Genomic DNA, 12,277 nt, shown 5'->3' with positions numbered 1-12,277 from the left:
CATGCACCAGCCGCAAAAGGTCGGGCACAATCCGTACCCGTTTTCCCGACCAAATCGGGAATTCTTCCCGATCGAACCGGACGCGATCAGGCCGCAGCGGTTGGAACCAGCGCCTCTACGGTGACGCCGCCCTCGCCCGACGCCACGTTGAGCGTGCCGCCCAGCGCCAGAATACGCTCGCGCATGCCGACGAGGCCGAAGCCGAGCTTCTGGCCCGGCTCCATGCCGTGGCCGTTGTCGCTGACCCGGACCCGGGCGCAGCAGCGACCGTCGCGGCCGGGCTGCTCCGCCGGCTCGATCACGACATTGATCGCGGTCGCGCCGGCGTGGCGGAACGCATTGGTGAGCGCCTCCTGCACGACGCGATAAATCGTCAGGTCCGCGGTCTCGCCCGTAACCCCAAGCGCCGGCGAGATCGTCGTCTCGATGTTCACGTCGGGATGCGATTCCCGCCACAGCCGCGACAGCGATTCCAGCGCCTTGCCAAGGCCAAGCTCGGCAAGGCCGACGGGCCTCAAGCGCTCCAGCACGCGACGGGTGAACTGCTGCAGCGCATTGATCTGCTCCAGCAAGGCTCCGCCGTGTTTTCGCACTGCATCTGCACTTGGTGCGCGTCCGTCGGCGAGCTTTGCGAGAGCGCTGGCATGCGCGCGCAGCGAGAACAGATACGGCCCGAATTCGTCATGCAGCTCGCGCGCGATCTCCTTGCGCTCGACGTCCTGGAGCGACACCGCGCGCTCGGCAAGCCGCCGCTTGTCCTCGACCGCCTCGCCAAGCGTCGCCGCGAGATGATTGAGCTTGGTGCAGATCGCAGCGAGCTCAGGCGCGCCGTCGGGCACTGCACGCGCGTCGTAGCGGCCGTCCTCGAGCTCACCCATCGTCTGTGTCAGCGACTCAAGCGGCGCGAGCGCGCGGCCGACGACCGTCATCATCACCAGAAACAGCACCAGCGCGATGACTGAACCGACCTCGAGCTGCGTGACGATGGCATCCCATATCTCGGCAATCTCGTCATTGGGATGCGAGGTAATCACCAGCGAGCCAGGCTTGCCATGGACCGAGACCGGCACGTTGACGGCGGTCTGCTCGGGATGAACCAGGCTGACGAACCAGGCCGGTGGCCCGGACGTGTCGTCATCGGCCTCGGTGCGCGGCGGCGTCAACGGGTTCCCACCTGCGTCCCGAAGCGCAATGCTGACATGGCGGAGCCGATTGAGGTCACGCGCGATCTGGCTCAGCCTGGCGTCGGGATCCGGCGCCTCGTTGAGATCGGCAACGATCATCTCGATGAACTCGCGCGCCAGCCGGATCACGCTCTGGTCCTCGGCCTGGACGCGGGGACCGGCCTCCGCCACCTGTCGGGCGATGTTGACGGCGAGCCCGAGCGCAAGCAGCAGCGCCAGCAGGAGGTTGATGCGCCCGCGCAAGGATAGATTTTGCCACATTGCTCTCGCCTGCCCCAAAGGATCGCTCGCGCCTGTCCGATAGCGTTGACAGAGACGAAGCGCCCGATATCTAATCGGAAGCGTACAGCAATCCCGGCCGGGTTGCATGACCCGACATGAGGCGCGCGTCCGTCTCGTCCGGAATCATGCGGCGCGAAAACAGGCAAATTCTTTCACGGGGATGCGCTGTCACGGGGAACGCCTATGCGCATTCTGATAGTCGACGATCATCCCATTGTCGCTTCCGGCTGCCGCGCGGTGCTGGCCGACGAAGGCGAGATCGAGATTTTGGAGGCCGCCGATGCCGAAGACGGCGAGTGCGTGTTCATCGTCGAGCGCCCCGACCTCTGCGTCATCGACATCAACCTGCCGACCGTCTCCGGCTTCGAGCTTGCGCGCCGCATCCTCGAACGCGCGCCTGATGCCCGCATCATCATGTTCAGCATGAACGACGACCCGGCCTTTGCCGCGCGCGCGATCGAATGCGGCGCCAAGGGCTACGTCTCCAAGACCGGCGACCCCGACGATCTCGTTGAGGCGATCCGCACCGTCGGCGGCGGCGGCACTTATCTTCCGAGCGCGATCGCGCGCAGCATCGCCTTCGCAGGGCCCATGCTGGCGCAAAGCCCGCTGTCGAAGCTGAATGCGCGAGAGATGGAGATTTTGCGGCTGCTCAGCGCGGGAAAGAGCCTGTCCGAGATCGCCTGGCTGGTGCAATCGTCCTACAAGACGGTCGCCAACACCTCCTCGATCATGCGCCAGAAGCTCGGGGTGAAGACCTCGGTCGAGCTGGTGCGGCTGGCGATCGACAGCGGTGTCGCCTGACCCTGGGTCAGCCTTTGCGTTCCCGCGCTAATTCGGACACACGAGCATTGCATTCTTGATGTGGTGAGATGCCACGGAGCAAACCGGCATGACGATCCAGACTGTCTCGACCAACACTTCCTATGGCGGCGTACAGGGCGTGTATCGCCATGCGAGCCAGGCGACCGGCACCGACATGGTGTTCTCGGTCTATGTTCCCCCGCATGCCGACGGCACCAGGCTGCCCGTGGTCTGGTATCTCTCCGGCCTCACCTGCACCCATGCCAACGTCACCGAGAAGGGCGAGTTTCGCAAAGCCTGCGCCGAGCTCGGCCTGATCTTCGCCGCGCCCGACACCAGCCCGCGCGGCCCCGACGTGCCGGGCGACGCCAACAATGCCTATGATTTCGGCTTGGGCGCGGGTTTCTACGTCGATGCGACCGAAGCGCCGTTCGCGCGCAATTATCGCATGTGGAGCTATGTCACCGACGAGCTGCCGAAGCTCGTGGCGGGACATTTTCCAGTCGATGCCAAGCGGCAATCGGTGATGGGCCATTCCATGGGCGGCCATGGCGCGCTGACCGTGGCGCTGCGCAACCCGCACCGCTATCGCGCGGCCAGCGCCTTCGCTCCGATCGTGGCACCGTCGCAGGTGCCGTGGGGTATCAAGGCGCTGACCGGCTATCTCGGGCCGAACAAGGATACGTGGCGCGGCCATGACACGGTGGCGCTGATCGAGGATGGCGCGAAATACGCAGGCTTTCTGGTCGACGTCGGCGAGGCCGATAATTTCCTGAAGGAGCAGCTTCGTCCCGAGCTGCTGCAGGCGGCCTGCAACAAGGCCAACATCCCGCTGACGCTTCGGCGTCAGCCGGGTTACGACCATAGCTACTATTTCATCTCGACGTTCATGAGCGACCATCTGCACTGGCATGCGGAGCGGCTGAAGGGGTAGCTTCTTCCTTCTCCCCCTGTGAGGGCTTTGCACCTACTCCGGCTTGCCGTAATTCGGCGCGAGCAGGCGGTTGCGGATCAGATAGCTCATCGTGCGCGACCAGGATTCGTCGGTGTTGCCGCGCATGTCGGCGCTTGCCGCGGTGATCATGTTGCCGGTCTTCACGTCGCGCAGATAGATGTTCAGATTGATGATCAGGTTCGAGACCTTCTGCACCATGCCGGTGATCTCGAGGTCAGCACCGAGCTCTCCGGCAAGCTTGAGGTCGCAACCGCCGCAGGCCTGCAGATTGGCGTGACTGGCGGCATCCCTCACCGGCGCGATATCGAGCAGCTGGAACCGGCCTGAGTCGGCCAGTTGCTTGCGCAACTGGTCGCTGATATGCGCGAGCCGCGCCTCTTCCGGCCGGGAGCCGTAGAACTCGCCGGGCAGGCTGGTGTCGATCAACTCGAAATCGAACACGGCAAGTTTTGGCGGATCGGCGGCTGCCTGCGAACCCATCAGCAGCAAAGCCGCGAAACATATCAGCGCTCGCATGATCGTGATTCCGCCTGTGGTGTCGCGACGACCAAATGCGGGGTTGCATGCCCGGCCAAATCGGTCATGCTTCAAGAGAGACAATTCTTCACCGACGGTCAAGCCGGGGAGGACGTCAGGAGGAAGCATGATCCGATGGTTGCTCGGCCCGATCGGCCTGTGTCTGGCAGCGATGCAAGCGCTCGCGGCCGACCCGGTCACGATCGGCGTCGGCTATCTCGGTGTCGCCGGCACCAGATCGACGCTCTCGCTGGTCGAGCAGCCCACGGACAATGACGGCGTCGCCGGCGCGAAGCTCGCGATCGAGGACAACAACACCACAGGGAAATTCCTGAACCAGCGCTTCACGCTGGAGGAGCGCCGCATTAGGGAAGGTGAGGACGTGGTCCAGGCCGCGACCGCGCTCGCCGAGCACAACGGCTTCATCGTCACCGACCTGCCGGCCGATGCACTGTTGAAGGCCGCCGACGCCTTGCGCGACCGCGGCACGCTGCTGTTCAACGCCGGCGCAATCGACGAGCGGCTGCGCGAGGCCGATTGCCGCGCCAATGTGATCCACGCCGCGCCGACACGCTCAATGCTGGCCGACGCGCTCGGCCAGTACCTGGTGTGGAAGCGATGGCCGCGCTGGCTGCTGGTGGTCGGCTCGCATGACAAGGACAAGCTATACGCCGATGCACTCCGTCGCGCCGCCACGCGCTTTGGCGCCAAGATCGTGCAGGAGCGGACCTTCGAGGACACCGGCGGCGCGCGCCGCACGGACTCGGGCGTGACGCTGATCCAGCGGCAGATGCCGGTGTTCACGCAAGCCGCGCCCGCCTACGACGTGCTGGTCGCCGCCGACGAGAGCGAGGTATTCGCCGCCTATCTGCCTTACCGCACCTGGGATCCCCGCCCCGTCGCGGGCTCGGCGGGCCTGGTGCCGCGCAGCTGGGACGCCGCGCAGGACCAATGGGGCGCGACGCAGATGCAGAACCGCTTCATGAAGCTCAATTCGCGGCGCATGACTGCGCTCGACATGCAGGCCTGGACTGCCGTGCGCATGATTGGCGAGGCCACCTCGCGCACCAATTCCGGCGACGTCAAGAAGGTCACCGATTTCATCAAGGGACCGGACTTCTCCGTCGCCGCCTTCAAGGGCACCAAGCTGACGCTGCGCGACTGGAATCTCCAGCTCCGCCAGCCGATCCTGCTGGTCGACGGCCGCATGGTGGTGTCGGTGTCGCCGCAGGAAGGATTTCTGCACCAGGTCTCCGAGCTCGACACGCTCGGCTACGATCGCCCGGAGAGCAAATGCAAGCTGAAATGAGGACACGGATGTTGCGTGTGGGATTGCTGTCCGGATTGGTGCTCGTCGCGGCGCCCGCGCATGCCTTCATCGCCTATGTCTCGAACGAGAAGAGCAACACGGTGTCGGTGATCGACACCGAGAGCTGGGCCGTGACCAAGACCATCAAGGTCGGCCAGCGTCCGCGCGGCATCGAGTTCACCCGCGATGGAAAATTCGTGATGGTCGCGGTCGGCGACGACGACACCATTCAGGTGATCGACGCCAAGACGCAAGCCGTTGTCGACACCCTGCCCTCCGGGCCCGACCCTGAACTGTTCACCCAGGATGCCGCCGGCAAGACACTCTATGTCGCCAACGAGAACGACAACACGGTGACGGTGATCGATCTGGAGAAGCGCGCGCGCCTCGGCGACATCCAGGTCGGCGTCGAGCCCGAAGGCATGACCATCAGCCCGGACGGGAAGATTCTGATCAACACGTCCGAGACAACCAACATGGCGCATTTCATCGACACCGCGTCGCGCCAGATCGTCGCCAATGTGCTGGTCGATGCCCGGCCGCGCTTTGCCGAGTTCAAGCACGACGCGTCCGAATTGTGGGTGTCCTCCGAGATCGGCGGCACCGTGTCGATCGTCGACCCGCAGAAGCACGAGGTCATCGGCAAGGTCAATTTCGAGATTCCCGGCTTGAGGAAGGAGGCGATCCAGCCGGTCGGTATCGGCATGACCAAGGATGATAAAACGGCGTTTGTCGCGCTCGGCCCCGCCAACCGAGTCGCCGTGGTCGATGTCGCCACGCGCAAGGTGACGAAATATCTCCTGGTCGGCCAGCGCGTCTGGCACATGGCGTTCACGCCGGATGAAAAATACCTGCTCACCACCAATGGCGTGTCCAACGACGTTTCCGTCATCGACGTCGCCGCGCAAAAGGTGATCAAGACCATTCAGGTGGGCGAACTGCCCTGGGGCATCACGATCGCGCCATGACCAGCCCCGCTCCCATCGCCGAACCTCGCGAGACGCCACGGCCTGATCCGGCCGCGGTGCCGGCGCTGTCGATCGACGGCGTCAGCCATTCCTACGGCCCGCGCCGGGCGCTGATCGACGTCTCCTTCAACGTGAGACCTGCGAGCTTCACCGCCTTGCTCGGCCTCAACGGCGCGGGCAAGAGCACGCTGTTCTCGCTGATCACGCGGCTGTTCGGCATCCAGACCGGCCGCGTCGGTATTTTCGGCCATGACATCAGCCGCTCACCCGGCGAGGCGCTGCGGCTGCTCGGCGTCGTGTTCCAGCCGCGCACGCTCGATCTCGATCTGTCGCTGACGCAAAACCTGCTCTATCACGCCGCCCTCCACGGCATCAGCCGGCGCGAGGCGGCTGCGCGCAGCGCCGAGCTGCTCGCGCGCATTGGCCTCGCCGACCGCGCCGGCAGCAAGGTGCGCGATCTCTCCGGCGGGCAGATGCGGCGGCTGGAGATCGCCCGTGCGCTGCTGCACCGGCCGCGGCTGTTGCTGCTGGACGAGCCGACCGTCGGCCTCGACGTCAAGGCACGCGCAGACATCATCAGCCATGTCCGCCAGCTCGTGACGGAGCAAGGCATCGGCGTGCTCTGGGCCACGCATCTGTTCGACGAGATCATGCCCAGTGACGACCTCGTGGTGCTGCACCAGGGCAAGGTGCTGGCACAGGGCCCGATGGGCCGCGTCATCGGCGAGGCCGGCGCGCAGGACGTCAACACCGCCTTCATGCGCCTGACCGGCGCGCAAGTGATGCCGGGAGGCGGCGCATGAGCAGCATCACCACGCGCGAGGCGCCGCGCGGCTTCTCGGCCTCCGAGTACATGACCTGCCTGACCGGCATCGTCTGGCGCGAGGGGCTGCGCTTCCTGCATCAGCGCGAGCGCTTCGTCTCGGCGCTGGTGCGGCCGCTGGTGTGGCTGTTCATCTTTGCGGCCGGCTTCCGCCAGGTGCTCGGCATCTCCATCATCCCGCCTTACGAGACCTACATCCTCTACGAGGTCTTCATCGCGCCGGGATTGATGGCGATGATCCAGCTCTTCAACGGCATGCAGTCCTCGCTCTCGATGGTCTATGACCGCGAGATGGGCAACATGCGCACGCTGCTGGTGAGCCCGCTGCCGCGCGGCTTCCTGCTGTTCTGCAAGCTGCTCGCGGGCACCGCGGTGTCGCTGCTCCAGGTCTATGCGTTCCTGATCATCGCCTGGTTCTGGGACATCACGCCGCCCCCGATCGGCTATCTCACGGTGCTGCCGGCGCTGATCCTGTCCGGGCTGATGCTGGGCTCGCTCGGCATGCTGATCTCCTCCGGCATCAAGCAGCTGGAAAATTTTGCCGGCGTCATGAACTTCGTGATCTTCCCGATGTTCTTTGCCTCCTCCGCGCTCTACCCGCTCTGGCGGGTGCAGGAGGGCAGCCCTTATCTCTATTATGTTTGCCAGGCCAATCCGTTCACCCATGCGGTCGAGCTGATTCGCTTCGCGCTGTATGGACAGATCAACTGGATCTCGCTGGCCGTGGTCGGAGTTTGCACAATCGTCTTCATGACCGCCGCGATCTATGCCTATGATCCCTCGCGCGGGCTGGCGCGGCGCGGGCCTGCGGGAGGCGAAGGATGATGGTTCGGACACTTGCCATGGCAGCCCTCGCGTTCGCGGTCTCGACCGCCGCCGCGCGCGCAGCCGATCCGCGCTATCCCGACTGGCCCTGTTCGCAGGCCAAGGTTCCGGACATCTCGCTCGCCGCCGTCTGGGCCGGTCCTGCGCTCGACGACGCCGAGAGCAAGTGGAAGGACGACAGCAAGGTTAGCGCGCTGGTCTCGAAGCTGGCCGCGCGCAAGACGCCGCTGGACGAGGCCGAGAGGTCGATCAAGGAATTTTTGGGCGGCTCCGCGGCCGACAAGACCGCCAACGCAAAACTGCTGTTCGCCGGCCTGTTCGACACGCTCAACGCCCAGCGCTCGCAAGTCATGAGCGGGCTCGAACGCGTCAGCCGCAAGCAACGCGAGGCCGCCGACAAGATCCGCGAGGAGACCATCCAGCTCCAGGCGCTCCAGGACGCAACGCCGCGCGACGACGCCAAGGTCGATGCCATGAGCAACCAGCTGATCTGGGAGACCCGCATCTTCGAGGATCGCCGCAAGGTGGTGCGCTTCGTCTGCGAGGTTCCGACCGCCATCGATCAGCGCCTGTTTGCGCTCGGCCGCGTGATCCAGCAGGAGATGGAATAGCGTCAGCCCTGCTGGCGGCTTTCACAAAAGTTCCCGCGATTTCAATGCGATCATTAATGTTTGCCACGCTATCTGCCGGAACCAAATCGATCTAGGATGGCTTGTCGATGTGAACATCCAATGCCGGGAGGCCTCGATGGGAACAGCAAGATTCATCCTCGCAGGCGCTGCAGCCATCAGCATGCTCGCGTCCTCCGCTTTTGCCGACGACATGACCGGAATGGTCACCAGCATCAATCGGCTCAACAATACGATCTCGATCCAGCAGACGCAGAAGGGCACGGTCGGCGGCAGTGCCGGCGGCGCCGGCGCGTTGCAGCAGTACAAGGCTAAGGACGCCGCGATGCTGGATACCGTCCATGCCGGCGATCGGGTGACGTATTCCGCGACCGACGCGGATGGCTCCGGCACACTGACGAAGTTGCAGAAGCAGTAGGGCTGGGTTTCGCTGCGGAGGTTGCTCGCCGCGGGTCGATCCGGCTGACGGATGCAATCGGCCTCCACATCGTCGTTGCGAGCGCAGCGAAGCAATCCAGAATCTTTCCGTGGAGAGGGACTCTGGATTGCTTCGCTGCGCTCGCAATGATGGAGGAATCGAGCCACTCACTGCTCAGGCCGCGGCTCCGGCTGTGCCTCCTCTGTTGGCAGCTTCGCATGCTCCCAGCCGTCGGTGCCCTCGGGATACCAGGCGACGTTGGAATAGCCGTAAGCGAGCGCGCGCTTGGCGGCGTTCCAGGACATCCAGCAATCGGCGAGGCAATAGATCACGAGCAGCGTGGCCTTGTCGCCATATGACGCTTGCGCGAGACCGCGCTGGAGATAACCGTCCATCGCCGATGGCAACGCGCCGTAGCCGGTATCCGGCAGCCAGATGCTGCCGGGTATGTTTTTCCGGGGTGCGTCGCGCCAGACCGTGCTTGCTGGAAGGTTCTTTGGCTTCGGCGCGCGCGGCAGCACGTCGATGAAGGCGCCGCTCTTTGCGCGCCAGATCGCCTCGGCCTCCGCCGTCGTCAGCACGCGCGCGCCTTCCAGCGTCGCCGGCACCGGCGCGCGGTAATTGTCGGTGCGATACCCTTCGGGCTCAAACGGCTCCTGCTGCTGCGCCAAAGCCGGCACCGCCAGGGCGGCGGCGACGAGCGCAGCGGCAAGAGGCCGCCTCATGGCGCCTTCTTGGCCGTCCCCGCACCGAGCGGCCGGTCGTTTTCATCCAGCAGCGGCACGCCGAAGTCGAGCAGGATCTTGTTGATCTCGCCCTGGTTCTCCTGAATCAGCTTGTTGAGCTGCCGTTTCCAGTTCTGGTCGACGGCGCGCACGCCCATGCCGATACGATACACCAGTTTTGGACCGGTGGTTTCCTTCACCAGCGGCGTCACGTGCAGCGAACCGACCTTCTTGGCGTAGTACCCTGCCATCGGTCCCCACAGCACGCCGGCGTCGATCTTACTGGCAGCGAGGTCGTCGATCATGGCCTGCGCCGAATTGTCGTAGCGCGTGTCGATCATCAACGGATAAGGTTTTGCATCGCCCATCAGGCCTGCGATGGCCATGTTGGTCGCGGGTGGCGTGCCGGCGACGATGCCGACATGCTTGCCCTTCAACTTCGGGTCTTCGAGCGTGTCGACGTCCTCCAGCCCGCTGCCCGCTTTCGCAACCAGCGCGTACGATGTGCGATAATACGGATTGGTCCCCTGGACGAGATCGTCGCCTTGCGGGAAGCCCATGATGACGTCGCAGCGATGCGCACCCAGCGTCATGCGCACGAAGCCCGTGGCCTGCGGGAAGAAGACGTAGTCGAGCTTCTTCTGAAGCTTGTCCGCGAACAGCTCGGCGAGCTTGTTCTCGATTCCCTCGCCCTTCTCGTTGGAGAATGGCAGATTGCGCGGATCGGCGCAGACGCGCAGCACCTTGGGGTCGACCAGCTCGAACGAGAGGTCACCACTATCGGTCGTCTGCGCGCGGGCGACGTCGCCGATCGCACAAGATGCCGCCATCACACACAGTGAAAACAACCAGCGACGATGTCGTCCGACCTCCATCGCGCTTCCTCCTCATTTCATTTCATTCGAATGCTATCCATGCAACGCAGGACGCACCATGTTTGCCAAACCTTGCGTTGGCTTGTTGTGCTGCAGTGCAATGCGGCAAGCCCTGAACTGAGGCGGAAAAGTGTCGCATCTCACGTCAAAGATCGCAGCCCTGTCCCTGCTAGGACTCATGACGGTAGCACGCGCCGGGGCGGCCGAATTGCCTGTGAGCGAAGTCGCACCGGGAATCTTCGTGCACTCCGGGACCATCGCCCTGATGACCCGCGAGAACGAGGGCGATATTGCCAATATCGGCTTCGTCGTCGGCGAGGATGCGGTGGCCGTGATCGATACCGGTGGCAGCCTTCGTGAAGGCGAGGCGCTGCTGGCCGCGGTGCGAGCCCGCACCAGCAAGCCGATCCGCTACGTCATCAACACCCACGGCCATCCGGACCACGTTTTCGGCAATGCGGCCTTCATCGCGGACGGAACCAGCTTCGTCGGCCACAGCAAGCTGCCGCAGGCGCTGGCGACGCGCGGGCCGTATTATCTCGATAGTTTCCGGCGCATCATGGGCGGCGAACTGATCGATCCCGTGAAGATCGTGCCGCCCACTGTGCTGGTTAAGGACGTCATGGCGCTCGATCTCGGATCGCGCCGGCTGACCTTGCGGGCATGGCCGGCCGCGCACAGCGACAATGACCTGACCGTGTTCGACGAGACGACCAAGACGCTGTTCGCAGGCGATCTGGTCTTTCTCCGCCACATTCCGGTGGTGGATGGCAGCATCCGCGGCTGGCTCGCCCTGCTGAAGGAGCTGGAGAGCGTTCCGGCGGCCCGCGTCGTTCCCGGTCACGGCCCTGTGAGCGACTGGCCAGCGGCTTTGACCGATGAGCGGCGTTATCTCTCGACACTGCTGTCGGACGTCCGTGCCTCGAACAAGAAGGGCGAGCCGATCCGAACCGCCGCCGAAAAAGCAGCCGCGACCGAGCGGTCGCATTGGGAACTGTTCGACGACTACAACGCCCGCAACGCAACCGCAGCATTTTCGGAAATTGAATGGGAGTAGCGGACGCGCTACGTTGTCTCCGGGATCAGCTACGCTGACTCCGAGATCAGCTACGCTGACTCCGAGATAACTGCGTCGTCCGCACAGGACCATCATCATGGGCCATACGCTCCGCCTCATCGCCGCACTGGCCGGCATCGCCTTCGCGCTGCCGGCGAGCGCCGAAGAGGCCTACGATCCCTGGCCGGGCCTGGTGCAGGATATCTTCAGCAACCGTCCGATGAACGATGGCAACAATGTCATCGCCATCGAGATGCCCTATCGCGCCGAGGATGCCGCCATCGTGCCGGTGACCCTGCGCAGCAAGCTGTCGCCGGGCGATGCGCGCCGCATCCGATCGATCACGCTGGTGATCGACCGCAACCCGGCGCCGATGGCCGCGAAATTCGAGCTTGGCGCGGATGCCAATATCACCGAGATCTCCACGCGCGTGCGTGTCAACAATTACACCGACGTTCATGCGGTAGCGGAGCTCAGCGACGGCCAGCTCTACGTCTCAAAGACCTATGTGAAGGCGTCAGGCGGCTGCTCGGCGCCGGCGGGAAAGAACGCGGAAGAGGCCCAGAACCGCCTCGGCCAGATGCGCTACCGGCAATTCGCCCGCGAGGAAGCGCCGGCGAGCCGCATCCGTGAAGCGCAGATCATGATCGGCCATCCCAACAATTCCGGCCTGCAGATGGATCAAGTCACGCAGCTCTATATTCCCGCCTTCTTCGTCAACCAGCTGAAGCTGACGCAGGACGACAGCCTTGTGCTGTCGATCGAAGGCGGCATCTCGATCTCGGAAGATCCCAATCTGCGCTTCACTTACGTGTCCAACGGCGCGAAGCGATTCCGCGCGGAGGCCAAGGACACGGATGGGCACATTTTCCGGAATGAGTGGGACGTGGAGAAGCCGGGGACGTAG

At 64.4% G+C, this 12,277-nt stretch carries 14 protein-coding genes; 10 read left to right on the top strand and 4 right to left on the bottom strand.

Annotation, left to right across the window (positions count from 1 at the left end; translation table 11 throughout):
- Positions 1-86: 86 nt before the first annotated feature.
- A complete protein-coding gene (locus ABID58_RS25220; RefSeq protein WP_148756479.1) occupies positions 87-1,445 on the bottom strand; it encodes a histidine kinase in 1,359 nt (452 codons plus the stop codon).
- 204 nt (positions 1,446-1,649) lie between these two features.
- Here ABID58_RS25220 and ABID58_RS25215 point away from each other — a divergent pair, with 204 nt between their 5' ends.
- Both ABID58_RS25215 and fghA read left to right on the top strand, forming a co-directional pair.
- The gene (locus ABID58_RS25215) at positions 1,650-2,270 is read left to right on the top strand and encodes a response regulator (RefSeq protein ID WP_354035419.1); all 621 of its coding nucleotides are present in this window, start codon (positions 1,650-1,652) and stop codon (positions 2,268-2,270) included.
- A gap of 88 nt (positions 2,271-2,358) precedes the next feature.
- Positions 2,359-3,204: an S-formylglutathione hydrolase gene (gene fghA, locus ABID58_RS25210; protein WP_354035418.1), complete on the top strand. Its 846-nt coding sequence runs from the start codon at positions 2,359-2,361 to the stop codon at positions 3,202-3,204.
- Between the two features lie 33 nt (positions 3,205-3,237).
- Here the strand turns inward: fghA and ABID58_RS25205 are convergent, their stop codons facing one another.
- A complete protein-coding gene (locus tag ABID58_RS25205; protein ID WP_354035417.1) occupies positions 3,238-3,741 on the bottom strand; it encodes a DUF3280 domain-containing protein in 504 nt (167 codons plus the stop codon).
- A gap of 127 nt (positions 3,742-3,868) precedes the next feature.
- Between ABID58_RS25205 and ABID58_RS25200 the strand changes: the two genes are divergently transcribed.
- From ABID58_RS25200 to ABID58_RS25175, 6 genes are all read left to right on the top strand, one after another.
- The gene (locus ABID58_RS25200; protein WP_354035416.1) at positions 3,869-5,050 is read left to right on the top strand and encodes a lanthanide ABC transporter ABC transporter substrate-binding protein PedA1; all 1,182 of its coding nucleotides are present in this window, start codon (positions 3,869-3,871) and stop codon (positions 5,048-5,050) included.
- The gene (locus tag ABID58_RS25195) at positions 5,035-6,018 is read left to right on the top strand and encodes a YVTN family beta-propeller repeat protein (protein ID WP_354035415.1); all 984 of its coding nucleotides are present in this window, start codon (positions 5,035-5,037) and stop codon (positions 6,016-6,018) included. Before ABID58_RS25200 ends, ABID58_RS25195 begins: the two co-directional genes overlap by 16 nt.
- Positions 6,015-6,821: a lanthanide ABC transporter ATP-binding protein PedB/LutE gene (locus ABID58_RS25190; protein WP_148756485.1), complete on the top strand. Its 807-nt coding sequence runs from the start codon at positions 6,015-6,017 to the stop codon at positions 6,819-6,821. Before ABID58_RS25195 ends, ABID58_RS25190 begins: the two co-directional genes overlap by 4 nt.
- On the top strand, positions 6,818-7,666 hold the full coding sequence (locus ABID58_RS25185) for a lanthanide ABC transporter permease protein PedC (RefSeq protein WP_148756486.1): 849 nt from the start codon (positions 6,818-6,820) through the stop codon (positions 7,664-7,666). Before ABID58_RS25190 ends, ABID58_RS25185 begins: the two co-directional genes overlap by 4 nt.
- Entirely contained in the window at positions 7,663-8,277 is a 615-nt protein-coding gene (locus ABID58_RS25180; RefSeq protein ID WP_354035413.1) for a hypothetical protein, read from the top strand. The genes ABID58_RS25185 and ABID58_RS25180 overlap by 4 nt, the downstream gene beginning before the upstream one ends.
- A gap of 136 nt (positions 8,278-8,413) precedes the next feature.
- Complete coding sequence (locus tag ABID58_RS25175) at positions 8,414-8,713, top strand: copper-binding protein (protein ID WP_148756488.1); 300 nt, start codon at positions 8,414-8,416, stop codon at positions 8,711-8,713.
- Between the two features lie 167 nt (positions 8,714-8,880).
- On the opposite strand, the gene ABID58_RS25170 is transcribed toward ABID58_RS25175, so the two are convergent.
- Positions 8,881-9,438, bottom strand: coding sequence for a PQQ-dependent catabolism-associated CXXCW motif protein (locus ABID58_RS25170; RefSeq protein WP_354035411.1), 558 nt, complete (start codon positions 9,436-9,438; stop codon positions 8,881-8,883).
- Positions 9,435-10,313: a substrate-binding domain-containing protein gene (locus ABID58_RS25165; RefSeq protein ID WP_502916430.1), complete on the bottom strand. Its 879-nt coding sequence runs from the start codon at positions 10,311-10,313 to the stop codon at positions 9,435-9,437. The genes ABID58_RS25170 and ABID58_RS25165 overlap by 4 nt, the downstream gene beginning before the upstream one ends.
- Before the next feature lie 178 nt (positions 10,314-10,491).
- Between ABID58_RS25165 and ABID58_RS25160 the strand changes: the two genes are divergently transcribed.
- Both ABID58_RS25160 and ABID58_RS25155 read left to right on the top strand, forming a co-directional pair.
- Positions 10,492-11,370 (top strand): quinoprotein relay system zinc metallohydrolase 2, encoded by an 879-nt coding sequence (locus ABID58_RS25160; protein WP_354035410.1) that lies wholly within the window; start codon positions 10,492-10,494, stop codon positions 11,368-11,370.
- Between the two features lie 97 nt (positions 11,371-11,467).
- Entirely contained in the window at positions 11,468-12,277 is an 810-nt protein-coding gene (locus ABID58_RS25155; RefSeq protein WP_354035409.1) for a quinoprotein dehydrogenase-associated SoxYZ-like carrier, read from the top strand.

Origin of the sequence: Bradyrhizobium sp. S3.2.6, assembly GCF_040546885.1 — a bacterium.
Taxonomy (GTDB): domain Bacteria; phylum Pseudomonadota; class Alphaproteobacteria; order Rhizobiales; family Xanthobacteraceae; genus Bradyrhizobium; species Bradyrhizobium cytisi.
The sequence above is the reverse complement of the archived record's forward strand: the minus strand, read 5'-3'. Positions and strand labels throughout refer to the sequence as shown.